Origin of the sequence: Streptomyces sp. NBC_01635 (genome assembly GCF_045209715.1) — a bacterium.
GTDB lineage: Bacteria > Actinomycetota > Actinomycetes > Streptomycetales > Streptomycetaceae > Streptomyces > Streptomyces hirsutus.
On record NZ_CP109277.1, the window covers coordinates 6904090 to 6929773 of the forward strand.

26 protein-coding genes, 2 pseudogenes and 1 riboswitch are annotated in these 25684 nt (G+C 69.9%); of the genes and pseudogenes, 16 read left to right on the forward strand and 12 right to left on the reverse strand.

Annotation, left to right across the window (positions count from 1 at the left end; genetic code table 11):
* Window positions 1–91: 91 nt before the first annotated feature.
* From OHB56_RS32000 to OHB56_RS32010, 3 genes are all read right to left on the reverse strand, one after another.
* On the reverse strand, window positions 92–973 hold the full coding sequence (locus OHB56_RS32000; RefSeq protein ID WP_406357046.1) for a hypothetical protein: 882 nt from the start codon (window positions 971–973) through the stop codon (window positions 92–94).
* A gap of 452 nt (window positions 974–1425) precedes the next feature.
* On the reverse strand, window positions 1426–1995 hold the full coding sequence (locus tag OHB56_RS32005) for a Fic/DOC family protein (RefSeq protein ID WP_406357048.1): 570 nt from the start codon (window positions 1993–1995) through the stop codon (window positions 1426–1428).
* Window positions 1992–2342, reverse strand: a complete 351-nt coding sequence (locus OHB56_RS32010) for a type II toxin-antitoxin system Phd/YefM family antitoxin (RefSeq protein ID WP_406357050.1) — start codon at window positions 2340–2342, stop codon at window positions 1992–1994. The genes OHB56_RS32005 and OHB56_RS32010 overlap by 4 nt, the downstream gene beginning before the upstream one ends.
* 283 nt (window positions 2343–2625) lie before the next feature.
* Here OHB56_RS32010 and OHB56_RS32015 point away from each other — a divergent pair.
* Both OHB56_RS32015 and OHB56_RS32020 read left to right on the forward strand, forming a co-directional pair.
* A pseudogene (locus tag OHB56_RS32015) lies at window positions 2626–2877 on the forward strand (hypothetical protein); the annotation flags it as partial.
* Window positions 2878–3052: 175 nt separating this feature from the next.
* A complete protein-coding gene (locus tag OHB56_RS32020; RefSeq protein WP_406357052.1) occupies window positions 3053–3853 on the forward strand; it encodes an SGNH/GDSL hydrolase family protein in 801 nt (266 codons plus the stop codon).
* Window positions 3854–4015: 162 nt separating this feature from the next.
* On the opposite strand, the gene OHB56_RS32025 is transcribed toward OHB56_RS32020, so the two are convergent.
* The 4 genes from OHB56_RS32025 to OHB56_RS32040 are packed head-to-tail and all read right to left on the reverse strand — an operon-like array spanning window position 4016 to window position 6788.
* Window positions 4016–4867: an energy-coupling factor ABC transporter ATP-binding protein gene (locus OHB56_RS32025; RefSeq protein WP_388445427.1), complete on the reverse strand. Its 852-nt coding sequence runs from the start codon at window positions 4865–4867 to the stop codon at window positions 4016–4018.
* On the reverse strand, window positions 4864–5613 hold the full coding sequence (gene cbiQ / locus OHB56_RS32030) for a cobalt ECF transporter T component CbiQ (protein ID WP_326755356.1): 750 nt from the start codon (window positions 5611–5613) through the stop codon (window positions 4864–4866). Before cbiQ ends, OHB56_RS32025 begins: the two co-directional genes overlap by 4 nt.
* Before the next feature lie 6 nt (window positions 5614–5619).
* The gene (locus tag OHB56_RS32035) at window positions 5620–6009 is read right to left on the reverse strand and encodes an energy-coupling factor ABC transporter substrate-binding protein (protein ID WP_406357055.1); all 390 of its coding nucleotides are present in this window, start codon (window positions 6007–6009) and stop codon (window positions 5620–5622) included.
* Window positions 6006–6788 (reverse strand): energy-coupling factor ABC transporter permease, encoded by a 783-nt coding sequence (locus OHB56_RS32040; protein ID WP_326755358.1) that lies wholly within the window; start codon window positions 6786–6788, stop codon window positions 6006–6008. Before OHB56_RS32040 ends, OHB56_RS32035 begins: the two co-directional genes overlap by 4 nt.
* 29 nt (window positions 6789–6817) lie before the next feature.
* A riboswitch (cobalamin riboswitch) is annotated at window positions 6818–7087 on the reverse strand.
* Between the two features lie 249 nt (window positions 7088–7336).
* Between OHB56_RS32040 and OHB56_RS32045 the strand changes: the two genes are divergently transcribed.
* The 6 genes and pseudogenes from OHB56_RS32045 to OHB56_RS32070 form a co-directional block, all read left to right on the forward strand.
* Window positions 7337–8944 (forward strand): ABC transporter substrate-binding protein, encoded by a 1608-nt coding sequence (locus tag OHB56_RS32045; protein WP_406357057.1) that lies wholly within the window; start codon window positions 7337–7339, stop codon window positions 8942–8944.
* Between the two features lie 20 nt (window positions 8945–8964).
* Window positions 8965–9933 (forward strand): ABC transporter permease, encoded by a 969-nt coding sequence (locus OHB56_RS32050; RefSeq protein ID WP_406359248.1) that lies wholly within the window; start codon window positions 8965–8967, stop codon window positions 9931–9933.
* Between the two features lie 5 nt (window positions 9934–9938).
* Window positions 9939–10850: an ABC transporter permease gene (locus OHB56_RS32055; RefSeq protein WP_406357059.1), complete on the forward strand. Its 912-nt coding sequence runs from the start codon at window positions 9939–9941 to the stop codon at window positions 10848–10850.
* Window positions 10847–11839, forward strand: coding sequence for an ABC transporter ATP-binding protein (locus OHB56_RS32060; RefSeq protein WP_406357061.1), 993 nt, complete (start codon window positions 10847–10849; stop codon window positions 11837–11839). Before OHB56_RS32055 ends, OHB56_RS32060 begins: the two co-directional genes overlap by 4 nt.
* A complete protein-coding gene (locus tag OHB56_RS32065) occupies window positions 11832–12539 on the forward strand; it encodes an ABC transporter ATP-binding protein (RefSeq protein WP_406357062.1) in 708 nt (235 codons plus the stop codon). Before OHB56_RS32060 ends, OHB56_RS32065 begins: the two co-directional genes overlap by 8 nt.
* 118 nt (window positions 12540–12657) lie before the next feature.
* Window positions 12658–12801: pseudogene (locus OHB56_RS32070) on the forward strand (XRE family transcriptional regulator); the annotation flags it as partial.
* Window positions 12802–12866: 65 nt separating this feature from the next.
* On the opposite strand, the gene OHB56_RS32075 reads toward OHB56_RS32070, so the two are convergent.
* Together OHB56_RS32075 and OHB56_RS32080 are read right to left on the reverse strand one after the other, a co-directional pair.
* A complete protein-coding gene (locus tag OHB56_RS32075; RefSeq protein ID WP_063793439.1) occupies window positions 12867–14195 on the reverse strand; it encodes a vanadium-dependent haloperoxidase in 1329 nt (442 codons plus the stop codon).
* Between the two features lie 491 nt (window positions 14196–14686).
* A complete protein-coding gene (locus tag OHB56_RS32080) occupies window positions 14687–15415 on the reverse strand; it encodes a hypothetical protein (RefSeq protein WP_406357063.1) in 729 nt (242 codons plus the stop codon).
* Window positions 15416–15600: 185 nt separating this feature from the next.
* Between OHB56_RS32080 and OHB56_RS32085 the strand changes: the two genes are divergently transcribed.
* The 3 genes from OHB56_RS32085 (at window position 15601) to OHB56_RS32095 (ending at window position 16924) form a co-directional block, all read left to right on the forward strand.
* Window positions 15601–16092, forward strand: a complete 492-nt coding sequence (locus tag OHB56_RS32085; protein ID WP_406357065.1) for a DUF2975 domain-containing protein — start codon at window positions 15601–15603, stop codon at window positions 16090–16092.
* A complete protein-coding gene (locus OHB56_RS32090) occupies window positions 16092–16313 on the forward strand; it encodes a helix-turn-helix transcriptional regulator (protein WP_055595213.1) in 222 nt (73 codons plus the stop codon). The genes OHB56_RS32085 and OHB56_RS32090 overlap by 1 nt, the downstream gene beginning before the upstream one ends.
* Before the next feature lie 485 nt (window positions 16314–16798).
* Entirely contained in the window at window positions 16799–16924 is a 126-nt protein-coding gene (locus tag OHB56_RS32095; protein ID WP_326755367.1) for a hypothetical protein, read from the forward strand.
* 19 nt (window positions 16925–16943) lie between these two features.
* Here OHB56_RS32095 and OHB56_RS32100 read toward each other — a convergent pair whose 3' ends face one another.
* Both OHB56_RS32100 and OHB56_RS32105 read right to left on the reverse strand, forming a co-directional pair.
* Window positions 16944–18149: an RNA-guided endonuclease InsQ/TnpB family protein gene (locus tag OHB56_RS32100; RefSeq protein WP_406357067.1), complete on the reverse strand. Its 1206-nt coding sequence runs from the start codon at window positions 18147–18149 to the stop codon at window positions 16944–16946.
* A gap of 378 nt (window positions 18150–18527) precedes the next feature.
* On the reverse strand, window positions 18528–19574 hold the full coding sequence (locus tag OHB56_RS32105) for a PHB depolymerase family esterase (protein ID WP_406357069.1): 1047 nt from the start codon (window positions 19572–19574) through the stop codon (window positions 18528–18530).
* A 348-nt stretch (window positions 19575–19922) separates the two neighbouring features.
* Here OHB56_RS32105 and OHB56_RS32110 point away from each other — a divergent pair, with 348 nt between their 5' ends.
* Both OHB56_RS32110 and OHB56_RS32115 read left to right on the forward strand, forming a co-directional pair.
* The gene (locus tag OHB56_RS32110; RefSeq protein ID WP_055595212.1) at window positions 19923–20132 is read left to right on the forward strand and encodes a hypothetical protein; all 210 of its coding nucleotides are present in this window, start codon (window positions 19923–19925) and stop codon (window positions 20130–20132) included.
* A complete protein-coding gene (locus OHB56_RS32115) occupies window positions 20129–20860 on the forward strand; it encodes a restriction endonuclease (RefSeq protein ID WP_406357071.1) in 732 nt (243 codons plus the stop codon). Before OHB56_RS32110 ends, OHB56_RS32115 begins: the two co-directional genes overlap by 4 nt.
* A gap of 351 nt (window positions 20861–21211) precedes the next feature.
* Here the strand turns inward: OHB56_RS32115 and OHB56_RS32120 are convergent, their stop codons facing one another.
* A complete protein-coding gene (locus OHB56_RS32120) occupies window positions 21212–21781 on the reverse strand; it encodes an antibiotic biosynthesis monooxygenase (RefSeq protein WP_406357073.1) in 570 nt (189 codons plus the stop codon).
* A gap of 73 nt (window positions 21782–21854) precedes the next feature.
* Between OHB56_RS32120 and OHB56_RS32125 the strand changes: the two genes are divergently transcribed.
* From OHB56_RS32125 to OHB56_RS32135, 3 genes are read left to right on the forward strand one after another with little or no spacing between them, the layout of a single operon-like run.
* A complete protein-coding gene (locus OHB56_RS32125; RefSeq protein WP_326755372.1) occupies window positions 21855–22379 on the forward strand; it encodes a (2Fe-2S)-binding protein in 525 nt (174 codons plus the stop codon).
* 10 nt (window positions 22380–22389) lie between these two features.
* Window positions 22390–23418, forward strand: coding sequence for an FAD binding domain-containing protein (locus tag OHB56_RS32130; RefSeq protein WP_406357074.1), 1029 nt, complete (start codon window positions 22390–22392; stop codon window positions 23416–23418).
* Window positions 23415–25661 (forward strand): xanthine dehydrogenase family protein molybdopterin-binding subunit, encoded by a 2247-nt coding sequence (locus OHB56_RS32135; protein WP_406357076.1) that lies wholly within the window; start codon window positions 23415–23417, stop codon window positions 25659–25661. Before OHB56_RS32130 ends, OHB56_RS32135 begins: the two co-directional genes overlap by 4 nt.
* Window positions 25662–25684 lie beyond the last annotated feature (23 nt).

A 25684-nucleotide genomic window follows, 5' to 3' on the forward strand; every position in this document is an offset into this window, starting at 1 on the left:
GTGATCTTTGCCAGCAACTCGCGGAGTTGGGACAGGGTAAGGAGAGCGACGCCGAATCCGGCGAAGATGGTCAAGGTGATGCTGTCCCAATTCATTGTCCCGCCTCCTCATCGGAATTGTTGCTGTCTTCTGGGAGGACCCGGTCCAGCCAGCCAGTATGGGCGCCCAGCCGCAAGAGTTTTTCGCGTCCCGAATCGTCGGTGTACATGGCGGGGCCGCTCCGGAACCGAATCTGCATGCCACACGGCAGCCCCTGTGAGTTCGCCAGGTGGTACGTGCACTGCCGTATGTACTGGCTGTCCGGTAGCGGCGGATCATCACAAGTGCAGTGGTGCGACGAGAGGCGAAGAGACAGCCCCCACCCAGGGGCGGCGAGGCGGGAGAGCAGGGTGTCGTGATCGAGCCGCACATCGCTTCGCGTGTCGAGCTCGAAGATCCATTCGTCGTCGGTGATCCATGACTGCGTCGAATACGCGGAGCTGGAGGTATGAAACAGGGCGACCCTTCGGAGTAACCCAGACCCCAGCCACTGCATATCGAGCTCCGTCTGCCGCACCAGGCGGTATGAATCTGCGTCGTCGCGCTCGTGGGTCGTCAGTCTGGGTGACTTCCAGAGTGGTGGATATCCGTCTGCATCGAGCGATTTCCATCGCTCATTCAGGAATTCGTTCCAACTGGTGCCGGGAATCCCGCGGAGGATGAGGCGGCTGTTTGTATTGACGAGGGTGAGGTGGAGACTGTTCCCGCGGATAGCGGCGATGCGGAGGCCTGGGACGCCATTCACCTGAACCCCCGGCTCGGCATACGGCAAGAGGCGATCGAGAGCGTGGAAGGCCATGGGGTAGTTGTCGCCCTGTGCGAGCTCGACGTGGCTGTCGAGGTGGACGACGATGGGTTCATCGCTCCTCACCCGCACGTGGGCGATCCCCAGAGGGTGAGCGGACCACGCTCCGCCATCCCCCAGCTTGGACAAGACCTGTGACTCGAGTAGTGCCTGAGGCGAGGCATCGTCAGGAACGGGACGTGGCTTGCCCGGCTTCCTGAGCTCCTTCAGAGCGAACTGGTACGGCTCGCCGGTATAGACGCAGCGGGTACGAGTCAGGTTGGAGAGGCGTCGACCACTAGGCATTGCATGATCCGTCCTCGAACGCTCCTGCCCCTAAGCATCCGACAACTGATCGGCGCACCCAACGTGTGGGCGCATGCGAACCCAGATACCAGTTCCGGTGAAGCTATGGCTCCTTCGTCCCTGAGTGACGCTGAATTCGGGGCAGTTCAGCGCCGGGAGTGGCCTCCGTCAGGCCACCTGGAGGCTAGCACCGGTGAGGAGCCGTGTGTGCGTTTCCGCGTCGTTCCAGAGCTCCGAGTTCGCCCGCGGCGATCTCACCGACGTCTCCTACCGCCTCGGTGTCGCCCGAGGCATCGTCAGTTCGTGGTGACCCGCTCGTCGAGCATCTGCTCCAACAGGCCGTTGTCACCGAGGAAGCTCTTCACCGAAGCATCCTCGTTGCGTTGGGCGTCCATGCCCGTCCAGTTCAGCTTGTATCCCGCGTCCGCGCTGAGCTGCGCCAGGAACGCCCGCTGGGCACGGCCGTTGCCCTCGCGGAACGGATGGAGGACGTTCAGGTCGCCGTACAGCTCGGCCAGTTGGATGGGGAATTCCTGACGAGGGAGATCCCGAAGATGGCCGGCGGAGGTGAGACGGCCGAAGACCTCTCCGGCATAGGACACCAGGTTTCTCGCCGGGCAGAACGGTGTGCGCTTGGCGATGTTCACAGTCCGTAACTCGCCTGCCCACGGATAGATGTCGCCGAAGATCGAGGCATGGAACGCCTGAAGATGGCCGAGGTCGTACGCGCCGGGTAGGGGGCGTTCGGTGAGCATGACGAGGCGGGCCCGGGTGATGTCCGCCTCCGCTGCCTCGAGTAACCGATGGTCGGTGATGCCGAGCTTGTTGCGCAGCACGCCGTTGGGTATGGCGTACGGATCGTTCACCCTGCCCGCCGCTCCGAAGTCTGTCGGTGGCGGGCGATCGCGCGGGCGACAAGGGTGTCCGCGTCGAGGTCGCCCTTTACGTACGCCTCGGTGTCGCGGTTGGAGGCCTCGGAGGCGTGGAGTCCCTCGGCCTCGATGGAGCCGGTGGCCGAGGCGACGGCCCCACGTCGTGCCGCTCGGCCGCTCAGGGCCTCGAAGGCCTCGACGGACAGGAGGACGCCCTGGGGCTTGCGGTGGGCGCCGATCAGGACCGGGTCGGCATTCGCGCCGGACTCCGACAGGTCGGTCAGGATCCGCGACAATCTCGCGCGCGCGTCGCTGACGGTCACGACCTCAGGGATCTCCATGCTGTCACCGTACCCATTAGAGTCTTGATTCTGTACAGATTCTAGTACGGATTTCGGCCGGTGTGTGGATGAGGCAGTCAAAGGGTTCGGCTTGGCTCATCACCTGGCAGAAAGGGTTCGCCCCATGCCGCCGTCCCCGGCGTGCCGCCGCATCCGCTGAACGAGGTGCCGCAGACCTTCCGCCCCGGGGACTCATGTGACCTGCGGTGGTGGCCGTACCCGTCGACGTGCGGCTCGTGGACCGGCGCTCCGTGCGGGGCTGCCTGAGCCGGGGTCATCCGCCACCGGGGCGGTCGCCGCCCTCGCCCTCCTCGGCGAGCGCATCGCCGCCGTCGAGTCGGCCATCACCCGCGCCGCAGACCCGCGCCGGCTCATGACCCGTCCGACGACCCGGCACGAGGAGGGGGAGATCTGTGGTCGGGCGGGGCGGCCGCCCTCGGCCGGACGGCCGGGCCGGCCGAGGTCCCCGGAGGGTGTCGCCGTGACCGTCCCGGGGGGAACGGGGCAGTACCCGAAAGACCTCCGACTTCGCTGATCCAAGGGCCGATTGAAGGTTTGTCTACGCGCGGAGCGGATCGGCGGAATGATCATTAAGGCATTCCGGGCGACTTCTTTCCTGGGTGTTACCGAGGGGTAGTCACTCCTGCTACAAACACGGTTGCTTCATCAACTACCCGCTCACCCCCTCATGTTCGGAAAGGCTGATTGTCATGTCAGCGTCAGTTCGTTCTCTCTGGGCCTCCGTGTTGACCCTCACGATGGGTGCCGCAGCCGTGCTCGGTCTGGCACAGCCTGCCTCGGCCGCCGGGGACGCCTACGTGGCTCTCGGCGACTCCTACTCCTCCGGAGTGGGCGCCGGCAGCTACACCTCCGACAGCGGGGACTGCAAGCGCAGCACCAAGGCGTACCCGTCCCTCTGGGCGGCTGCGAACGCCCCGTCCTCGTTCAAGTTCGTCGCCTGTTCGGGTGCGACGACGACCAGCGTGTCCAGCGGCCAACTGGGCGCCCTGGCTTCGTCGACCACGCTCGTCAGCGTCACGGCGGGCGGGAACGACGTCGGCTTCGCGGACGTCATGCAGACCTGTGTGCTGCAGAGCCAGGCGAACTGCGTCAGTCGTGTCAACACCGCGGTCTCGCAGGTGCAGAGCTCCCTGCCGGGGAAACTCGACTCGCTGTACGGCAACATCCGCGCACGCGCCCCGCAGGCCCATGTGGTGGTACTCGGATATCCCCGCTTCTACAGACTCTCGGGCAGCTGCATCGCCGGGCTCACCGAGACCGAGCGCAGCGCGATCAACAACGCCTCGGACGTGCTGAACGGGGTGATGGCGAAGCAGGCGGCCAACGCCGGGTTTACCTTCTCCAGCGTGGTGGACGAGTTCACCGGACATGAACTCTGCTCGGGCGACGCATGGCTCCACAGCGTGTCGGTTCCGATCATCAACTCCTACCACCCGAAGGCCGTCGGGCAGTCAGGGGGATACCTGCCCGCTTTCCGCTCCGTGGCCTAGCGGACCCGGGTGTGCGCGCTCTCCCCCCCCGCGTGCGATGGCACCGCGCCGCCCTGCCCGGCCGGTGCCAGCGCACCCGCGCACCCGTATGTCCGCGCCGCCCGCCCGCCCGCCCGCCCACCCGCCCGCGCCGCCTGCCGGCTTTCTGGCGGATGGAGCACTTCACAGGCCGGTCGCGGCCACTGCCGCCAGTTCCTCCGGGGTGAGGGGGACGGCGGCCATGTCGGCCGGCAGCCCCCACGCGCGCAGCAGGTGCGCGGCCGCGATACCCCACGGAAGCCGCAGTCCCGCTGCCGCGAGGAGATCCGTACGGGCCAGCATCTCGGCGACCGGCCCGGTACGCACCCCGGACGGCGTGAGCAGCGCGGCGTCGTCGGCCCAGCGCAGGGCGAGATCCACGTCATGGGTCGCCATGACCACCGTGGTGCCCCGCTCGCGCAACCCGGCGAGCGTCGCGAGCAGCCGCTCCTGACCGTCCGGGTCGAGACCCGCGGTCGGTTCGTCCAGGATCAGGACGCGCGGCCGCATCGCCACCGCCCCCGCGATCGCGGTCCGCTTGCGCTGCCCGTAGGACAGCAGATGGGTGGGCCGTTCGGCGAGCGCGGTGATGTCGAGTGCGGCCAGCGCCTCCGTGACCCGCGCCCGTACCTCCGTGTCGGACAGTCCGAGGTTCAGCGGCCCGAACGACACGTCCTGGCCCACGGACGCCGCGAACAACTGGTCGTCCGGGTCCTGCACCACCAGCTGCACCGTCGTCCGCAGCCGGGTCAGCCCCTTGCGGTCGTACCGGACGGGCCGGCCCGCCACGGCCAACTCGCCCCCGCTCGGACGCAGTCCACCACTCAGTAGCCGCATCAGCGTGGTCTTGCCACTGCCGTTGCGGCCCAGCAGTGCGAGCGCGCGTCCCTCCCGCACCTCGAAGTCGAGGCCGGTGAGCACGGCCGGGCCGTCCTCGTAGGCGAAGGACGCGTCCCGCAGGGTGACCAGGGCGGGGACCGGGGCGGGATCGCTCATGGCATCCGGCTTTCCAGGAGAAGGGCGACGGCGGCCAGTGCCGCGAGGAGCAGCAGGCTCACGGCCGTGAACCGTACGGAGACGCGCGCCTCGGGCACCAGGACGCGCAGTGTGCCGTCGTAACCGCGCCCGGCGAGCCCCGCCTGCAACCGCGCCGCCCGGTCGAAGGACCGGACGAACGCCGTCGCGCCTAGACCGCCCAGCGAACGCCAGGACGCCGCCCGGGTGGTGTGCCCGAGCCGGGCCGCCTGCGCCTGACCGATCCGGCGCACCGAGTCGAGCAGCAGGAAACTCATGCGGTACATCACCAGGGCCACGTCCACCAGCGGTGCGGGCACCCCGGCCCGCACCAGACGCGGCAGCAGGTCCGACATCGGCGTGGTGAAGGCGAACAGCAGCACCCCGAGGGACGCCGCCGAGGTGCGCAGCAGCAACTCGCCCGCGCGCAGCGGTCCTTCGGGGGCCGGGGAAACGAACCCGTCCGGCCCGCCCACCTGCACCAGCAGGGTGAGCGCCCCGGTGACGCAGAAGCCCAGCGGCACCCGGTAGGCGCGCCACAACCGCCGGCCCGGCACCCCCGCCGGGCCCAGCAACGCCACGAGCGCGGTCACCAGCACCAGAGCCGCACCCGGCCACGGAGGCAGGGAGATCGCGAGCACGGTGAGCCCCAGCCCGAGCACGGCCTTGTCCACGGGATGACGGCGGCGCCAGCGACTGCTGTGCGCCGCCGCGTCGATCGGCAGCACGCGCGATCAGGCCCGGGGACCGGGGGAGACCGCCTCGTCGGGGAGCCCCGGGCCGGCGTCCGAGCCGGTACCGGGCGCCGGCTGCTGCTGCCGTGCCCGTTCCTCACCCTGCCGACGCCCGCGCCGCACCCCGAAGTAGTACGCCAGGACCCCCGCGCCGACGGCGGCCTGGAGGGCGAAGAGCCCCGACTCGATCTCACCGGACGGGGGCTCGTACAACGGGGAGAACCACGGCTCGTAGTCCGGTTCGAGCTCGGTGATGGCGGTCTCCGCCTCGCCGTCCGCACCGGCGAACGGCTCCTCCTTGTGGTCGCCGAGCCCGAGCGCCAGCGGCAGCACCGCGAGCGCGGCCACGGCGAGCAGCAGCAGGGTGTTGATTTTCGCGTTCCTGGTCATCGAGCCACCGTCCCGGTACCGGTCGTACCCGTCGTACTCGTTGTTCCCGCCGTGCCCGCCGTCTGCTTCGTCTCCGGCTCCGTTTCCGTCGCCGCCGTTTCCGTTGCCCCTCGCTTGCCGGTCAACAGCACGCCGAGGCGGGTCAGTTCGCCCTTGCTGGACTGCACCAGCAGGCGCATCACCAGGACGGTCAGCAGCCCTTCGCTCACCGCGAGCGGGATCTGCGTGACGGCGAAGATGGAGCCGAACTTCCCGAGCGCGCCCGGGAACCCGCTCCCCGGGTCGGGGAAGGCGAGCGCCAGTTGCACGCTGGTGACGCAGTACGTGGACAGGTCGGCGACGAACGCGCCGCAGAACACCGCGGCCATCAGCGGCGCCCCGGACCGCCGCGCCAGCCGGTACACGCCGTACCCCGCCCACGGCCCGACGATCGCCATCGAGAAGACGTTGGCGCCCAGCGTGGTCAGCCCGCCGTGGGCCAGCAACAGGGCCTGGAACAGCAGGGTGATGGTGCCCAGCACCGCCATGATCGGCGGCCGGAACAGGATGGCGCCCAGCCCGGTGCCGGTGGGGTGGGAGCAACTCCCGGTCACCGAGGGCAGTTTCAGCGCGGACAGAACGAAGGTGAACGCTCCCGAGGCGCCGAGCAGCAGCGTGCTCTCGGGATGTTCCCTGACTTCACGGATGAGCGACCGGGCTCCGTGGACGACGAACGGCGTAGCCGCGACGCCCCAGGCGACCGCGTGCGCCGGTGGCAGAAAACCTTCGGCAATGTGCATGGCTCAGCAGACCCTCTCCAGCACCTCGTGGATGGTTGACGCGCCTTGGCCGGTCTCCTGGCTGACGGGTACCACCGCCCGAGCTCCGCCTTCCCGGGTCCTGGGGCCTGTCGTCACATTCCTGCCCTCCGGGCGGACGACAGGAATGTGACGACAGGCCCCAAGTGGACCCAGTGGCTGCCCGTCGGTCCTGTCGGAGGACAGGACCAGGGGCCGGAGCCGGACTTCCCGATCACAGTGGCGAGGGCCGCACCGGTATCGCACCGGATTTCCCGTTCACCAAGGCGTGGCGACAGTAGACCCGGATCCGGCCCGGTGACAAGCGGGTGCCGGGGGCGCGCGGGCGGCGTTCCGCAGCTCGCCTCCCGGCGCACCCCCGCGGCCTCGAGGGCGGGGGTGCGCAGGTGGGGCGGCGGTCACACACGCGCCACCCGCCCGGGCGGCCACCGCGCGCCGAAGCGTCGGCATGGGGGGCCGGGGCCCTGGGCAGAACCTTGCTGCAATTAATATGCAAAAACGAATTCCAGTCAGCAGAGGTGTGAGGTTCGATGACGACCCGACGAATACGGCGTACCACCGGCGCGGCGGCCACGGCCGCCGCGTTCTCGCTGGCCGCCGCCTGCTCGGCGCCGACCGGCGGCTCGGACGCCGGCACGGGCGGCGGCGGGTCCGCCGAGTCCGTGGTGATCGGGGTCTCCACCGAGCCCGACACCCTGAACCCCCTGCTCGGCTACGGCAAGGACGGCAACTCCAAGATCTTCGACGGGCTGCTCGCCCGGGACGCCGACCTGAAACTCAAGCCCGCCCTCGCGAAGGCGCTTCCCGAGATCGCCGACGACGGCCGCACCTACACCTACACCCTGCGCCCGGGCGTCGAGTTCAGCGACGGCGAACCCCTCACCGCCGAAGACGTCGTCTACACGTACCGCACGGTCCTCGACGACAAGACCAACAACGCCGCCAAGAGCGAACTCGACGCCGTCAAGGAGGTCCGGGCGGACGGCGGCGACAAGGTCGTCTTCACCCTCAAGTACCCCTACGCGGCCTTCGCCGCCCGCACGGTGCTGCCCGTCGTCCCCGAACACATCGCGGGCAAGCAGGACCCCAACACCGGCTCCTTCAACACCGAGCCGATCGGCACCGGACCGTACGTCCTCACCGGCTGGAGCAAGGGCGAGAAGCTCACCTTCAAGGCGAACCCGGACTACTGGGGCGGCGCACCGAAGGTGAAGAAGCTCACCATGGCGATCATCGCCGACGACGACGTCCGCGCCACCCGGCTGCGCTCCGGCGACCTCGACGGCGCGACCCTCCCGCCCAACCTCGCCGCCACCTTCGAGAACGACGACGACCGCACGACGTACCAGGCCACCACCTACGACTTCCGCGCCGTCACCCTCCCCACCGCGAACAAGGTCACCGGCGACACCGCGATCCGCCGCGCCCTCGACCTGGCCGTGGACCGCAAGGCCATGGTCGACAAGATCCTCGACGGCGCCGGCCGCCCCGCCTACGGGCCGCTGCCCCTCGACGACCCCTGGTACACCAAGGACGTCGAACGCCCCCAGGACCTCGCCGAGGCCGAGAAGATCCTCGACCGCGACGGCTGGAAGTCCGGCAAGGACGGCATCCGCGCCAAGGACGGCGCCCGCGCCACGTTCACCCTCTACTACCCCTCCGGCGACAAGGTCCGCCAGGACCACGCCCTCGCCTACGCCTCCGACGCCAAGAAGGCCGGCATCGACGTCAAGGTCGAAGGCGCCACCTGGGAGGTCATCGAACCCCGGATGGGCAAGGACGCCGTCCTCGCCGGCTTCGGCAGCACCGGCGACCCCGACTTCGGCCTCTACACCCTGCTGCACTCCTCCCTCGCCGGCGACGGCTTCAACAACATGGCCCGCTACGACAACCCCGCCGTCGACGAAGCCCTCGACACCGGCCGCCGCAGCCAGGACCCCGAGGACCGCAAGGCCGCCTACGACGACCTCCAGCGCGCACTCGTCAAGAACCCCGGCTACACCTTCCTCACCCACATCGACCACCTCTACGTCCTCGCCGACCGCTGGGAAGGCCTCACCACCCAGGTCGAACCGCACGAGCACGGCTTCGCCAGCGGCCCCTGGTGGAACGCCGAGGACTGGCAGCCCAAGAAGTGAAGACCCTTCCCTGGGGGGCGATGGGACACCTCGTGGCACGGCGGGCCCTGCTCGCCGTGCCCGTCCTCCTCGTCGTCACCTTCGGCGCCTTCGCCCTCGCCGCCGCCTCCCCGTTCGACCCCGTCAAGGCATACGCCGGCACCGCCGCCCTCGGCGCCGACCAGGAGACCCTGGACCGGCTCCGGGACAACCTCGGCGTGGACCGCTCCTTCGCCGTCCAGTGGTGGGAATGGCTGACCTCCGCCGTCACCGGCGACCTCGGCCAGTCCAGCGTGCTGCGCCAGCCGGTCGCCGAGGCGATCGGCGAGCGGATCGTGTGGTCCACGCTGCTGTGCGCCGTCGCGTTCGCCGTCGCCATCCTGCTCGGCACCCTGCTCGGCGTGCTCGCCGCCCGCCGCCCCGGCTCGCTCCTCGACCGGACGGTCACCTCCCTCGCGTACTCCCTGGAAGCCGCGCCGGTCTTCTGGATCGCCCTGCTCGCCGTCTGGCTGTTCGCCCTCCACCTGGACGTCCTTCCGGCCGGCGGCCTCACCGACACCGGCAGCGAACACGTCACCGCCGGACAGGTCGCGAGCCACCTGATCCTCCCCGCCGGCGTCCTCGCCGTCTCCCAGCTCCCCTGGTTCACGCTCTACGTACGCCAAGGCGTCGGCGACGCCCTCGCGGAGGACCCCGTACGCGGCGCCCGCGCCCGCGGCCTCGGCGAACGCACCGTGCTCCTCGGCCACGCCCTGCGCTCCGGACTCCTACCGGTCCTCACCCTGATCGGCTCCCGCGTCCCCGAGCTCATCACCGGTGCCCTGCTGGTGGAGACCGTCTTCAGCTGGCCGGGCATCGCGGCCGCCACCGTCGAGGCGGCCACCGCCGTCGACTTCCCGCTCCTGGCCGCGCTGACGACCCTCGCCACCGCCGCCGTCCTCGCCGGGAACCTCCTGGCGGACCTCCTGTACGGACTGACCGACCCGAGGGTGAAGCTCAGTGAGATGTGATTCCGATGGCTGACACCACCCTGGAGAAGGCGAGCACGGCCGGGTCCGCGGCCCCGGCCGTCGCATGGCGCTCGCGCGGCACTGCCCGCCGCTCCACCCACACCCTGCGGCTGCGCGTCTCCGCCGCACTGGTCGCCGTGACCGCCCTCGCGGTCCTGCTCGTCCCCCCGCTGGTCCAGCTCGACCAGCAGGCCGTCGACCTCGCCTCGAAACTCCTCCCGCCCAACTGGGCCCATCCCTTCGGCACCGACGACGTCGGCCGCGACCTGCTGCTGCGCTGCGTCTACGGCCTGCGGGTCTCCCTGCTCGTCGGCGTCGTGGCGGCGCTCACCGCCACCGTGATCGGCACCGCCGTCGGAGCCGCGGCCGGAACCTTCGGCGGCTGGGTCGACCGCCTCGTCATGCGCCTGGTCGACACCCTCTCCTCCGTTCCGCACCTGCTGCTCGGCATCTTCATCGTCGCCATGTTCCGGCCGGGCGTCTGGCCCGTGGTGGTCTCGGTCGCCGCCACCCACTGGCTGTCCACGGCCCGCATCGTCCGCGCCGAGGTCCTCTCGCTGCGTTCCCGCCCGTACATCGACGCGGCCGTCTCCGGGGGCGCCTCCCGGCGGCGGGTGGTGCTGCGGCACCTGCTGCCCGGCGTACTGCCGCAGGCCGGCCTCGCCGCCGTCCTGATGATCCCGCACGCCATGTGGCACGAGTCGGCGCTGTCCTTCCTCGGCCTCGGCCTGCCCACCCACACCGCCAGCCTCGGCACCCTCATCCAGGGCGCCCGCGGCACGCTGCTCGCCGGACAGTGGTGGCCCACCCTCTTCCCCGGCCTGTTCCTGATCATCCCCACCCTCGCCATCGCCGGACTCGCCGGAGTGTGGCGTGAGCGGATCAACCCCCGCCGCCGATCGGAGCTGATGCTGTGACCGAGCGACCCCCCGTGCTGTCGGTCCGCGGACTGTCGGTGCGCTTCCTGGTGCCCGGCGGAGGCCCCGTCGCCGCCGTCACCGACGCGCACTTCGACGTCGTACCCGGCGAATGTCTCGCCCTGATCGGCGAGAGCGGCTGCGGCAAGTCCGTCCTGGCCTCCGCCCTGCTCGGCCTGCTCCCCGCCAACGCGCAGACCGCCGGCCGCGCCCTGCTCGGCGACCTCGACCTGCTCGCCGCCGACGAACGCACCCTCGCCCGCACCGTACGCGGCCGGCGCATCGGCCTCATCCCGCAGAGCCCGGCCGCCCACCTCACCCCCGTCCGCACCATCCGCTCCCAGATGGAGGAGACGGTCGCCGAACTCACCGGCGTCCGCGGCCGCACGGCCCTGCGCGCCGCCGCCGAGAAGGCCGCCGACCGCGCCGCCTTCCCCGCCGACCACCTCGACCGCCACCCCCACGAACTCTCCGGCGGCCTCGCCCAACGCGCCGCCACCGCCCTCGCCCTCGTCGGCGACGCGCCCCTCCTCCTCGCCGACGAACCCACCACCGGCCTCGACCGCGACCTGGTCGACCACACGGTCGACGAACTGCGACGCCACGTCGACGCCCCCGACGACGGCACCGGCGAGGGCCGAGCCCTGCTGATGATCACCCACGACCTGGCCGCCGCCGAACGCATCGCCGACCGCGTCGCCGTCATGTACGCGGGCCGCATCGTCGAACTCACCGAAGCGAACGCCTTCTTCGGCACCCCGGGCCCCCGCCACCCCTACAGCCGCGGCCTCCTGAACGCCCTTCCCGACCGCACCTTCACCCCGATCCCCGGCATGCCTCCCGAACTGGGCGCCCTCCCCGACGGCTGCGCCTTCGCCCCCCGCTGCGACAACGCCACCGCCCGCTGCACGACCCTCCCACCCCTGACGGAGACGGTCGCCTGCCACCACCCGCTCCCAGTCGAGGCCCTGGAGGACGTCCGTGCTTGAGCTGCGCGCCATCACCGCCGGCTACGACCGACGGTCGGCCCCCGTCGTCCGCGACGCCACCCTCACCATCGCCCCCGGCGAGGCCGTCGGCCTGCTCGGCCCCAGCGGCTGCGGCAAATCCACCCTCGCCAGAGTCGCCGCCCTCCTGCACCGCCCCGACGCCGGCACCGTCACCGTCGACGGCACCCCCGTACGCCACTTCCGCCACCGCGCCCCCCGCTCGCTCCGCACCGCCTTCGGCGTCGTCTTCCAGCAGCCCCGCCTCTCCGCGGACCCCCGCCTGAGCCTCACCGACCTGATCGCCGAACCCCTGCGCGCCACCGGCCGCCGCGACACCGTCCCCGACCGCGTCCCGGAACTGGCCTCCACCGTCGGCCTCACCCCCGACCTCCTCACCCGCCGCCCCCACGAGGTCAGCGACGGCCAGCTCCAACGCGCCTGCCTGGCCCGCGCATTGGTGCTCCGCCCCCGCTGGCTGATCTGCGACGAGATGACCGCCATGCTCGATGCGTCGACCACGGCCGCGCTGGTAGCGGTGGTCGAGGCCTACCGCACCGAAACCGGCGCCGGCCTCCTGACCGTCGGCCACGACCAGACCCTCCTCACCCACTGGTGCGACCGCACCCTCCACTGGAACACGGTGACGTCCCCGGAAAAGGGGGCGGCCGCGGAGGGAGCGAGACAGGGTGAATTCGCGTGAATAACTCACTGTGACCCAACATCGCGCATTACGTTGCGTATTCAGTGCGCTACGAGGGCGTGGTACGACTCTCCGCCGGGAAGCGCGCCTTCCGCAACGTCCATGGAGGTGAGCGGCCCTGTCACAGCGCCGCGTCGTCACGAGCCGCAGCCAGGAACCACGTCAACGGTTCGCCGAGGAGCTATGACGGCTGCGGGCCCAGAAGGGCGTCAGCCTGCGGCAGCTCGGAGAGCAGCTGGGCTGGGACTGGTCGCTCTTCGGCTGAAGTCACCTTAGGGGCGGCCAAGAGAACCCGGCTCGACGCCGGGTCCTCTTCGGCTCTGTGGTTCAGTCGGTGTCGTTGCCGCACTTCGGCTCGGCGAGCCTGTACTGCCGAGCAGTTCGTGTCGGCGGGGACGGCTGGGTGCCGTCCTTGGCGACTGGCTGGAAGTAGTGGTCCAGCGCCCAGGCGGCCACGTGGGTGCCGGCCCGGCAGCCGGCTACGTCCGCCGTGCGGGAGTGGACGCCGCCCCACACGCGGGCGTCGACGACATCCCGGTTGAGGTCGTCGGCGGACCCGTAGAACCGCGTGGTGCCGGTGACCTCGGAGGAGAGGTAGAGGTCGACGCGCGAGGTGCCGAGGAGGCCGGTCAGGGCGCGTGCCACGGCAGCGGCGACGGTCGTATGGCCGGCGATGTAGTCCGGGTGTGGTGGGGTGAGGAGCAGCGGCTCCCAGGCCGGGTCTGCCGTCGTCGCGGGGTTGCCGTCGGTGTCGGCGAGGCGGATGGCGGTGATCGGCCGCCAGGAGCCGTAGTGGAGCTTGGCGTCCCATGCGGTGACGACGGCGTCGGTCGCCGACGCGTTCACCGCGGCGAACAGCCGGGCCGTCTCGGCGATCCCGAGCCGGTGCCGGGCGGCGTGGTCTCGTACGGCTGTCTGGACCTGTGCGACCAAGTTGCCGCTGAAGAAGAGGGCGGTCTCGGTCTGCTGCGCGCTCCTGCCCGAGCCGGTCTTCGCGCCCATGGCTTTCAGCTCCTGCAAATCCTCGGCGTAAGCGGTCGAGGAGAGGGCGGGCGGTCCGCCGGGGCGGAACTGCTGCGGGGAGGCGAGCAGGAGCGGGCGGAGCCTGGCGAGCCAGGTGTCGATGAAGGGCTGGAACGCGGGCGGGGTGGGCCGCCAGACCCCCGGTGCCGGGGAAGCGGTGAAGGGAACGTCCGCGAACCGGCCGTCCCCTTCCCGGAGTTCGATGATGCGGGCGGCAGCGCGCCTTCCGTAGTCCACGCCCCGGTCTCTGGCCTGACCGGCCGGAAGAGCGGCGAGCGAGTCCGTGTAGGCGGTGTCGAGCCCCTCCTTGAACGCAGGGAAGAAGGTGAGCAGGACGTCGTGGGCCGCAGTGGCGGCGGCCGCCGCGGAGGATGCCTTGGCCGGACCGCGCTCGCGCCACTTGTACAGGGCGTAGCCGCCTTCGATCCCCACCACGGCGTTGTACACGGCGACGGAGACGAACCCCTCCCAGATCGCTACCTGCCCGGAGGGGCGGGGGCCGAGGCTGGTCTTGATCGTGTCGATGGCGATGGCGTTCCACTCGCGGACCACGGCTGCCGGGTCTGCCGCGGTCCGGGTGTCCGCGTCGGGGGGACTGGCCGCGGCGGTGAGCATCACGAGGGCGATGGCCACGGCGGCGCAGATGAAGGCTCGGACACGTGAACGCGGAGAAAAGGGGAGAGGGGGCTCTTGATGCACAGCGTGCTCCCTAGGTCGAGTGCCCAAGGCTTAGCAACAGTCCACTGGGTGAGCAAGACAACTCGCCGCGAATCGGGCGGGCCCAGGGCGCCTTCGAACGCCTCGCTGACCGTTACGAGGAAATCACCGCCGGACAGACCCTGCACCCACCCCGGGCCACGGTGACAGCGCTGCAAGGGGCAGCGTCGCGAACCTGCTCGCCCGCCTCGGCACCGAAGGCGATCAGGCGCTCCCGTTCGCCTTCGGCCGGCGGGTGCCCTTCGACAACAACGGCACAGGCCATCCGGATGGTCAAGGTCCAGCAGAAGGCAGCCTGGCAGCATCAGGTCAAGCGGTCATGCTTGGTCGGGCAGCCGGAGCACGCGGTCGTGGAACCCGGCTGCGTTGAGGGCTCAACAGCGCCAGGTTCACGTACTGACACGCCATCACACGCCAACGAGCTTCCTGGAGGTCCCCGATCCGTTGGGCTTGCTCCGGGTCGATGGGTTGGCGTCAAAGGTCTGTGAGCGAGCCTTGACCTGGATCATCAAGCCGCGTTCACAGACTCCATTCGTGACCGAGCCGCTTCGTTTCATCCGGTTGACGTAGATGCCTCCTCGGAGATCCTTCGAAGGGACGGGTCGTTGGGCCTGCCGGACAGATCGCAGTTCGGCGACCGCTCGCTGCGCTGCCTCGCGGGGGTCGGGGCGCGGGGCGGGGGCCCTTGGGCCGGCCAGGTCCCGACCGTTGAGCGACTGCGCGAGAACGGCAGTCCAGTCGCTCCGGTGCGCCACGGCGACGTGTCCGTCCTCGTGCACCGCTTCGTCCTGCCAATCATCGGGCGGTGCCATGAGGGCACGAAGAGAGTGTTCATCGAGCCATTCCAGGCCCAGAACCTGACGGCCGAGTTCGTGCTCGATGAGAGAAGTGAACACGCCCGTTTTGAGGTGCGGAAGAAGTAGCTCGCCCTCGAAGAAGTAGCCACCGTCATACCTTCCGGTGTCTATCGCGAGCAGCGAACGCCTGGGGTGGAAGGCCATCGCGTGAACGGGGAAGCGTGAGCGGATGGGCGCGCTGCGGACAAAGGAGCGGCTCTTGTGGACGGCGGCCGGTGTGGTTCGACCGGGTACATCCGTGCCTGCCACGGCCAGGGCTTCGGCGTAGTCGGGTGGCATCCGTTTTGTGCTCAAGCGACGCCGGATTCGACAAGATCAAGACGGTTCGCGCGAACGCCATGCCACTGGAGGGGCGGCGGCGTCCCGCCACGGCGCGAAGCCGCCGCCCGCTCTCCGTCCCCAGCCTTTGCTTCATCTATCGAAATTCGATAGATTCTGATCGTAACTCGATGGAAGGTTGGGTCGTGGGAAAGCTGACAGTGGGTGCGCTGCGCGCCGTGCTCGTGGTGGTGCTCGTCGGCACCGTGTTCGTACAGGCAGGGATGGTGTGGGCGTTGGTCAGCGGGAGCGACCCGGAGGACGGATCGCTCCCGCTGACCCCGCTGCGCGTGATCACGATCCTGGGTATGGTGTCGGTCCAGGTCGCCCTGGTCTGCGTATGGCGGCTGGTGACGATGGTGCGACGCGGAACCGTGTTCTCCCCCACCGCCTTCCGGTACGTGGACGGCGTGATCGGCGCGATCGTGGCGGCTGCCCTCGTATGGTTCGCGGTCACGGCCCTCAATGCGCCGGGCCAGCGGGACGATCCGGGCGTCACCGTCATCATGGGTGGGGTTGGCGTGGCCATCCTGGGGGTCGCGCTCATCGTGCTCGTGCTGCGGATGCTGCTCGCCCAGGCCGTCGCGCGCGACGTCGAAGCGGCACAGATGCAGGCCGAGTTGGACGAGGTGATCTGATGCCGATCGTCGTCGACATCGACGTGATGCTGGCCAGGCGGAAGATGTCCGTGGGTGAGCTCGCAGACCGCGTAGGCATCACGCCCGCCAACCTGGCGGTACTCAAGAACGGCCGCGCCAAGGCGGTGCGCTTCGCGACGCTCGCCGCGCTCTGCGAGGTGCTCAATTGCCAGCCGGGCGACTTGCTGCGCTGGGAGGCCGAGGATGCCGCGGGCGGATGACACGCCCAGGGCGGGCGTGAAAACGTCTGGCACCACCGGCTCGTAACACGGCACGTGGACCGCATGGACGTGGATCACCGATCACCCGCAGCGCCGCCCCAACCCCCTTGGTCGGATTCCGGTTGACCTGCACCGCACCGTCCTGGTCGACGATCGCGGCCTGCGAACGTGCTCCCACCGCAAGCCCCCGCCCTTCCAGCGCGGAAGGGCGGGGGTTCGTCCATGGGAGGCAGTCAGGGCTTCACCGTGGTCGCTTGACACCCGATTCGTGACGATCTGTCAGTTCGACGGGGTTTCGGGGACGTGACAGGCGCGGACTTCCAAGATCATGGAGTTCTCGACGCCCTGTGATCCGAGTGGAAGACCGTGCCTGCCGACGCATCATCGCCGATCCCGCCTGCCTTCGACCAACTTCGCGAGCATCCCAGGGCCGTGCCCGAGGAGATCCCGGGCCTGCTGGAGCGACCGGCTCCGCACCCCGCACCATGGCGACTTGGCGCAACCTCGCCATCGGCGCCCTTCGCCTCGCCGGGAAGAGCAGCATCGCCGCCGGCCTCCGGCGCAACGCCCGCGACGCCGGCCGACCGCTCGCCCTCCTCGGAATCACATGATCTTGACTTCCTCCCTCGCCTAAAGGCGGGGGATTCCGGCGGTCGCCCGCCGGGGTTCCTGCTTCATCGACGACTGCCCGCCCGGAGTGCTCCGTTGAGGTCTTACACCGTCTCCACAGGCTGCTGCCGCCAGTCCGGCGGCCAAAAGGTTCTTCGCCGCGTTCACGTCGCGGTCATACACGGCGCCGCAGCCGCACGTCCAGGTGCGGACATGGAGCGGCATCTTGCTCTGCAGGGCTCCGCAGGCCGAGCACAGCCTGGAGGAGGGGAAGAAGCGGTCGACCGCGATCACCTCCCGGCCGTACCACTGCGCCTTGTACTCCAGCATCGAGCGGAACTGGGTCCATGCGGCATCGGAGACGGCGCGGGCCAGCCTCCGGTTTTTGACCATGTTGCGCACGGTCAGGTCCTCGATCACGAGCGTTTGGTTCTCACGCACGAGACGAGTCGACAGTTTGTGCAGGTGGTCCCGCCTGCGGTCGGTGATCCGGGCATGGATGCGGGCGACCTTGAGGCGGGCCTTGGCCCGGTTGCCGGAGCCCTTCTCCTTGCGGGCGAGTGCCTTCTGGGCCTTGGCCAGACGGGCACGGTCCTTGCGTTCATGCCTCGGGTTGGTGATCTTCTCGCCGGTCGACAGGGTCAGCAAAGAAGTAAGGCCCACGTCGATCCCGACCGCCGTGTCCACAGGGGGCAGGGTTTTCACCGTCGGGTCCTCGACGAGCATCGACACGAACCAGCGCCCGGCCGCGTCCTGCGAGACCGTCACCGTGGACGGCTTCACCCCCTCGGGAAGCGGGCGCGACCACACGATGTCCAGCGGCTCGGTCATCTTGGCCAGGGTGAGCCGGCCGTCGCAAAACCGGAAGCCGGAGGTGGTGTATTCGGCGGACGCCCGGGACTTCTTCCGGCTCTTGAAGTGGGGGTACCTGGCCCGCTTGGCGAAGAAGTTCGCGAACGCCGTCTGCAAGTGCCGCAAGCACTGCTGGAGCGGGACCGAGGACACCTCGTTGAGGAAGGCCAGTTCCTCGGTCTTCTTCCAGGCCGTCAGCATCGCCGAGGTGGCGTTGTAGTTGACCCGCTCCTGCCGTGTCCACGCCTCGGTGCGGGCCTGGAGGGCGAGGTTGTAGACCTTTCGCACGCAGCCGAACGTGCGCGACAGCTCCGCTGCCTGCGCATCGGTCGGATGGAAGCGGTACTTGTACGCCCGCTTCACGTGAGTGGCCACAGTTCACAAACTAGTGGGTTTGTTTGTGAGGATCAAGCCCGCCGGTCAGGGCACGGTCTTTCGCCCTGGCGGCGAAACCCCGCCTCCCGCCCTGCTCCGCAGGGGTTCCGTTTCCTCCCCGCCTGAAGGCGGGGGTATCCATGAAAGGAATCAGATGAAACGGATGTCACGCGACTATGCCGAAGCCCTGGGCCGGGGACGGACGGACGCCGATCACCTCGGGGAGTCGCGCGGGGCTTGACTGAACTCCCGCGGTGTCCCGGGCGATCGGCGACGGTGTCCTTCGAATCCTAAGATGCCCGAAAGAGTCGCTTACTGCGAGGGGGGAAAGCGCGCCGGGGCGGTTCTGCGGTGCCATCCCACCCCGGCGCGTGGGGCTCAGCCGCCGAGTGCGGTGACCATGTTCATGATGGTCTCGACCTGGGCGCCGCCCTGGATGGGGTAGTTGGTGGCGCCGAGGTAGCCCCACCAGTCCCAGCATCCGTTGGGGTTCACGGCGGACGACGTGGCCTGCGGATACAGGACGATCATCTTGTTGTTGTCGGCGTACTGGTTGAGGTTGGCGCGGTCGACGAAGGTCGTACCGATCTTGTCGTACCCCTGCTTGCAGCCGTGCAGGGAAACCATCAAGCGGCAACTCGATTCCGACTCACAGGCTTTGGGGACGTAGGCGAACCCGGAGCTGCCCATGCTCAGGGTGCTCGCCAGTCCGTTGACGGCGTGGGTGCTCTGTCCGAACTTGACGAGCTTGCCCGTCAGCGGTCCGGTGTTGGGGGAGGAGACCGAGCCGAAAAGCTTCTGCAGCAGTGCTCTCTGGGGGTCGGTGCCGCAGTTGTTCATGTACGGCGCGCTGTTCGCGGTGCAGCTGTTGGGCCCGTACGGGGTGACCCAGGAATGCCCCGCCGCGGAGGTGTTGTCGTAGGTCACGTTCGCACCGAAGTGCTGGTAGAAGGCCTTCCCGGCATCGCCGACCGAGGGCTTCACCGTGGTGTCGTTCTTGCCCTGGTAGAGGTACACGGGGCTGCCGGACAGGTTGCTGACCGGGTCGATCCACCCGTAGGAGGACCAGGTGGAGGCCCTCGAGGTCAGAGTGCTCAGATAGGTGGGGTAGAGGGTGTCCCCACAGCCGTACAGGGCTTGGTAGACGTTGTTCTGGGCGCAGTAGTACGGTCCCGCCCCGAAGATCGCCGCGCCTTTGACCTTCTTCGAGTGGGCGACGTGCAGCTGACCGGCCATGTAGCCCCCGGAGGAGATTCCGGACACGTACACGCCGGATATGTTGTGGCCGGTGAGACTGCCCGACACCGGGGGAACCGTGTGGGGAGTGGCGGCCTGGGCGGTACCTGCCGACGCCAGCAGGGCCGCCAGGACGGAGAGGATCAAGGCGGGGGACCACCAGAAGACGCGTTGATGGGTTCGCATCATGTGCACCTGTTCCCTGGGGCTTGCGGTCCGGCCAAGGGCGCCGGTCCGTGTGGTAGCGGAACCGTAGAGGCGACACGAGAACACTGGCGATGTGTGCGGCACACATCAGACAGCGCATCACAGTGGCTCAAAGACACTGGTCCTGCAGCATGCCACGAGCGGCCAACCCGACCGCGTCCCGCTACCCCCGTACAAGTCGGCGGTTCAATTCGGCCAGGTCCGATCGCTTTGTGTCATTCGTCGGCAACCGCCTTCCACATCACCGAGGCGCGGCTAAACAAGAAGGCTGGGGCGGCGTGTTGCCTTCCCCATGGGGTGTTGGCCGGACGGCGAGGGGGGTCTGGACGGTTGCTGACCATCAACGTGGCGGTGCTGCTCGCAGTCATTGTCGTCTGGCGGCTGCGGCGGCGTACGGAGGCCCGCAGTCGCTTCGACGAGAAGGTGACCGTCGTGATCGTCCTGGCGCTGGGGGTCCTGCTTGCACCCACTCCGGTCGGCCAGGGGATCCTGGACATCCTGGGGCAGCTCGCGAGCGGCGTTACGCAGGCCGGCCGATGAGCCCCCGCGCGCGCAGGGGCCGGGCGCCGGCGACCAGGCGCCCGCCGGCGCGACGGCGCACCCGCGGGCCCGGCAGGCGGCGGCAGCGGGCGGACGACCGGCTGGTCGGTCTCCTCGTGGCCGTGGGCCTGGCCGTCGCCCTGGCGGTGGCCGTCGTCAACTGGCTGCTGGTCCACTGGTGGGTCATGGTCGTCATCGGCGTGCTCGCGGTGCTGGCCGGCGGCGGCCGGCTCTACCAGAAGCAGCAGCAGGCACGGTGGGAAGCGGTCCGCGCGCAGGGTCTGCGGTACGGGCTGTCCCAGCTGGACGCCCTGCACCACTCCCGGTTCGAGGACGCGGTGCGGGACCTGATGCGCCGTGACGGCTGTGGGGACGCGGTCCGCGTCGGGGGCGGCGGCGATCTGGGCGCCGATGTGAAGGCCACCGACCCCTACGGGCGGCGCTGGGTGATCCAGTGCAAACACAGGCGCAGCGGCCTTTCCGGGTCCGCCGTGGGCACGCCGGACCTTCAGGTCCTCAACGGCACCGCCCGTCAGGTCCACGGCGCCGACGTCGCGGTGATCGTGACGAACGGTCGGGTCACCGCACCGGCCGTGGCCTTCGCCCAGCAGCAGCGCCTCCACGTGGTCGACCGCCACACCCTCGGAGTCTGGGCGTCCGGCTCACGTCCCTTGTGGGAACTGCTGAGGGCCGTCCCGCCGCCCCGCAGACCGACCGCCCTGTCCTGAGCGGACCGCAGCCGTAGCCCGTCACCGAGTCCTTCGGGCAGACGCCGCGGATTTTCACGTTGTGCCGGGAGCGAGCCGAGCGGGAGCGAGCCGAGCGGGCGGGAGCGGCGCCCGGGGAGACCACGGCCCGCTGGGGAAGCCGGCGTGAGGCGGGCGCGCGGGGTTCAGGGTTGGCGGGCGAGGACGTCGTCGATGCGAGATGCGTCGGCACCCCGGGCCGTGGCGGCCGGCGCCATGAAGCCGAGCACGGTCTGGATGGCGTCACGGCGGGCCGGCCCTCGTTCGTGACCGCCGTCCTGAGGAGCGGCGGGCTGAGCACCTGACCCAGGACGACGTGCGGGCGCCTCCCGGTCAGGAGGTCGGGTGTTCCGGGTACAGCCACCGTCGGAGCAGGCGGCTCATGAGCGGCATGACCGCGTAGGTGAGGAGGGGGGCGAGGACGATCGGGAAGACGAGGGTGCGTGCCGCCAGGGGCCAGGTGTGGAAGAACTCCGCGAACAGGCCGTCGTAGAGCAGCGCGAAGGGATAGACGGCGAGGATCGTCACCAGTGACATCTTCCAGCGTGCCGGCGGCCGGGCCGCGCCGTTGGGGATGTTGAACCACGTCTCCAGGCCGGTGGTGGTCAGCTTCGGGTGGGCCGGGTGGCCGTAGGGTTTGACTCGGTCCTGCCAGGCGGCTCGCTGGGGTGACGTCATCCAGCGGTCCAGGCTCTCGGTGTCCGCGAAGCGGACGACCGCGTGGTAGCGGTGGCTGTCGTCCTCGGGCCGGAGCCAGGTGACGCCCCGGTGTCCCGTGAAGGCGGCGGCCTCCGCCTCGACCCCGTGGGCCCACTGCTCGAATTCCGCCTCCTCGCCGGGCATCACCTCCCAGGTGTAGACCACTGTCACCGCTTCTCGGGCTTCGGTCACACGTTGGTCCATATTCTAAATATTACGTTTGCGACGCATTTGGGTGTCGATGAGAATGAAGGGATGGTTCTTTGGGAGGTGTGTCATGTCCGTACGCGGCCCGGCCCTCACCGAGCGAGGCGCGGCACTGCTGGAACAAGGCCCGGGCCCGGTCCGGGTCGGACTGTCGGTCAACGGCGCCAGGCGCACCCTGGACATCGAGCCGCGCGTCAGCCTGCTCGACGCGCTGCGTGAACACCTGCACCTGACGGGTGCCAAGAAGGGGTGCGACCAGGGAACCTGCGGGGCGTGCACCGTGTGGGTCGACGGGCGGCGCGCGCTGGCCTGCCTCACCCTCGCCGTGACCTGCGAAGGCCGTGAGATCACCACCGTGGAGGGGCTGTCCGAGGACGGCGGACTGCACGAGATGCAACGGGCCTTCATCGCCGAGGACGCCTTCCAGTGCGGCTATTGCACTCCCGGCCAGATCATGTCCGCCGTGGCGCTGGTCCATGAGGGGCATGCCGGGGACGACGACGAGATCAAGGAGTGGATGAGCGGCAACATCTGCCGCTGCGCGGCCTACCCCCACATAAGGGCCGCGATACGCACCGCCCGCGACCGTATGTAGGAGGCGCCCAGTGCGGCCCATCACCTACCTCCGCGCGACCGACACGGCGAGCGCCGTCACCGCCGTGAGCACCGACCCCACCAGCGACTTCCTCGCCGGCGGCACCACCGAGGTCGATCTGCTGCGCCAGAACGTGCTGAACCCCCGCCGCCTCGTCGACATCAACGCTCTCCCGCTGACCGAGGTCGAGGGCACCCCGGCAGGAGGGGTGCGTATCGGAGCGCTGGCCCGGATGAGCGACGTCGCCGCCGACCCCGTCGTCCGTGAGCGTTTTCCGCTGATCGCCCAGGCGCTGGAGCTGGGGGCGTCCGCGCAGTTGCGCAACATGGCGTCCATGGGAGGCAACCTGCTGCAGCGCGTGCGCTGTTCGTACTTCCGCGACGCTCAGTCCCCCTGCAACAAGCGCGATCCCGGCACCGGTTGCTCGGCCGTCGAGGGCTTCAGCCGAGGACACGCGGTGCTCGGCACCAGCGAGCACTGCATCGCCACGCATCCCTCGGACGTGGCCGTGGCGCTCGTCGCGCTGGACGCCCAGGTGCGCACGACGGGCCCGCACGGCGAACGAACCTACGCCATCGACGACTTCTTCCTCCTCCCCGGCGACTCTCCGCACCGCGAGCACCCCCTGGAGCACGGTGAACTGATCACCGGGATCGAGGTGCCCGCCATGCCTGTCGCCCGGCACTCCCACTATCTGAAGGTCCGGGACCGCGCCTCGTACGAGTTCGCGCTCGTCTCGGTGGCGGCCGCGCTCTCCGTCGCGGACGGCGTGATCGCCGACGTACGGATGGCGCTGGGCGGGGTGGCCACCAAGCCCTGGCGGGCCAGGCGGGCCGAGGACTTCCTGATCGGCGCGCGCGTCCAGCGGGACAACTTCGCCATGGCCGCCCGCGTCGAAATGGCCGATGCCCGGCCGACCCCCATGAACGCCTTCAAGGTCGAACTCGCGCAGCGCGCGATCGTCCGCGTCCTCGACCTGCTCAGCGACGGAACGGGAGCCGGGTCCGAGCCCGGACCCGGGGCCGGGAGCCCGTCATGACCACCATGCACACGACGACACCGTCCGCCATCGGACAGCCCCTCGACCGCGTCGACGGCCGTCCCAAGGTCACCGGGAGCGCGCACTACTCCGCCGAGATCCCCCTCCCGGACATGGCGTACGCCTACGTGGTCGGCTCCCGCATCGCCGCCGGACGGGTCTGTGGGATCGACGCGAGTGCCGCAACGGCCGAGGAAGGCGTACTCGCGGTCCTCACCCACGAGAACCTGCCGAGGATCGCGGAGCAGCCGCCGCTCGTGCCCTCGCTCGCCGGCACGGCGGCGCCCGGACAGACGTACTTCCCGATGCAGGACGACATCGTCCACTACGCCGGCCAGCAGATCGCGCTCGTCGTCGCCGACACCTGGGAACGCGCCCAGCACGCGGCGCACCTGCTGCGTTTCTCGTACGAGGAGACCGCCCCGGTCACCACCCTCGACCAGGGCCGGGACCGGACGTACGTGCCCGAGAGCATCTTCGGGGGGTGGATACCGGGACGCATCGAGCGCGGCGACGTGGAGGCCGGGCTGAGGGACGCGGACGTGCGGGTGGAGGCGACGTACACCTACGCGGCGAACCACCACAACCCGATCGAGCCGTCCAGCACCACGGCCCACTGGGACGGTGACACCCTGCTGCTGTACGACTCCACCCAGGGAGTCAACGCCACGCAGATGACCGTGTCACGGCTGCTCGGCGTTCCGATGTCGAGGATCCGGGTCATCGGTCACTACGCCGGTGGCAGCTTCGGCTGCAAGGCGATGATCCACGCACACCCGACGCTCGCCGCCCTGGCGGCCCGAGAAGTCGGCCGGCCCGTCAAGCTCGCCCTCACCCGGGAGCAGATGTTCACCTCCGTCGGCCATCGGGAGGAGCAGGAGCAGCACATGACGCTCGGCGCGACGCGCGAAGGCCGGCTGACCGCCATACGGCACCACAAACTCTCCCCGACCTCCCCCTTCGACGACTGGGCCGAACCTTCCCTCGGCACCTCGTCGCAGATCTACGCGTGCCCCCACTACGAGGGCGTCTACCGGTTGTTCCGGGCGAACACCATGACCCCGACGTTCATGCGGGCGCCCGGTGAAGCGAGCGGTATGTTCGCGCTCGAGTGCGCGATGGACGAGCTCGCCCACGAACTCGGGGTGGATCCCGTCGAACTGCGGTTGCGCAATCACACCGACGTCGACGCCATGTCGGGCTTCCCCTGGTCCAGCAGCGGGCTGCGGGAGTGCTACGAGCGTGGAGCCCGGAGGTTCGGCTGGTCCGGCCGCGATCCCCGGCCGGCCACGCGCCGTGAGGGGGACTGGCTGATCGGCACCGGCATGGCCACCGCGACGTATCCCGTCGCCCCGCTCGCCAACCCGCAGCGCGCCCGCGCGCGCCTCTACGCCGACGGGACGGCGGTCGTCCAGGCCGCCACCCCCGATTTCGGCACCGGCGTCGCCACGGTCATGACCCAGGTCGCCGCCGACGGACTCGGCATGAGCGTGGAACGCTGCCGCTTCGAGAACGGGGACACCGACCTGCCCAACATCGCCGCCGCGGTGGGCTCGGCGGGCGCCGGCATGATCAGCGCGGCCGTGCACAGCGCCGCCACCGCTCTGCGCGGTCAGCTCGTCAACAAGGCGGTGGCCGACGCCGGTTCACCTCTGCACGGCGCGGACCCGGTCGACGTCGTGGTCCGGGACGGCGTCATGACCGCCGGGACCGCGTCCGAGGCCTACACCGATCTGCTGCGGCGCAACGGCCGGCCGGACGCCGAAGCCCTGGGCCAGTGGAACCCGCCCGCCCACGACATCCCCTACGGGATGATGACCTTCGGCGCCCAGTTCGCCGAGGTCGCGGTGGACGCGGAACTGGGCCTGGTCCGGGTGCGGCGCATGACCGGTGCCTTCGCGCCGGGCCGGGTGCTCAACGCCAAGACGGCCCGCAGTCAGCTGATGGGGGGCATGCTGTGGGGGCTGGGGCAGGCGCTGCTGGAAGCCAACCACATGGCGCCGGACACCGGCCGCTGGGCCAACTCGAGCCTCGCCGAGTACCTCGTCGCCGTCAACGCGGACGCTCCGGACGTGGACATCGAGCTCATCGAGGTCGAGGACGACATCGTCAACCCGTTGGGTGTGAAGGGGGTCGGTGAGATCGGCCAGGTCGGCGTGGCGGCGGCGATCGCCAACGCCGTGCATCACGCCACCGGGCGCCGGGTGCGCAAGCTGCCGATCACGATCGAGGACCTCCTCTGAGGGAGGCGGGCCTCCTTTGAGGT